Source organism: Kitasatospora sp. LaBMicrA B282 (assembly GCF_050325825.1).
In the GTDB taxonomy this organism is placed as follows: Bacteria; Actinomycetota; Actinomycetes; order Streptomycetales; family Streptomycetaceae; genus Kitasatospora.
Genome location: NZ_JBNQTI010000395.1, coordinates 1 through 583, shown reverse-complemented (window position 1 = coordinate 583; position 583 = coordinate 1). Strand labels below are relative to the sequence as shown.

Annotated in this window: 1 pseudogene; it reads right to left on the bottom strand. The window is 79.8% G+C overall.

The features are described from left to right. Positions 1 to 583, bottom strand: a pseudogene (locus ACQRUO_RS39640) (DNA polymerase III subunit gamma and tau); the annotation flags it as partial.

The window sequence follows — 583 nt, the reverse complement described above, 5'->3', positions numbered from 1 at the left end:
CGGCGCGGCCGGTGCCGGACGGGCCGCCGCCGGCGCGGCACCCCAGCCGCCACCGCCGCCCTGCGGCTGCGGCGGCTGCGCGCCGCCTGAGGGGTCGACGATGCACTCGATCCGCCAGTCCACGCCGAGCGCGTCGGCCAGGGCCTGGCGCAGCACGTCGTCGCTGTTGCTGCTGACGAAACTGTCCCGGGCCCCGGCGTTGATGAAGGAGACCTGCAGCGTGCTGCCGTCGAACCCGGCCACCTGGCCGTTCTGGCTGAGCAGGATCCAGGTGAACCGGCGCCGGTTCTTCACCGCCTCCAGCACCTGCGGCCACATCTGCCGCACCTGGGCCGCCCCTTGCTGCTGCTGCGCGGAGGGGGCCTGCGGGGCCGGCGGCTGAGCGGCGGGCGGCTGCGGGGCGGGGGCTTGGGGCTGGGCTGGGGCGACCGCGGGCGGGGTGGGCGCAGCAGCGGGCACCGCCGGGGCGGGCGCGGCTGCGGCGGGCTCACCCGGGGCGGGGAAGCTGCGCGGGATCGGCCAGGCCCCGGGGGCGGGGCCGGCGGGGACGGGGGCGGGGGGCGCGGCGGGCTGGGAGATCGGA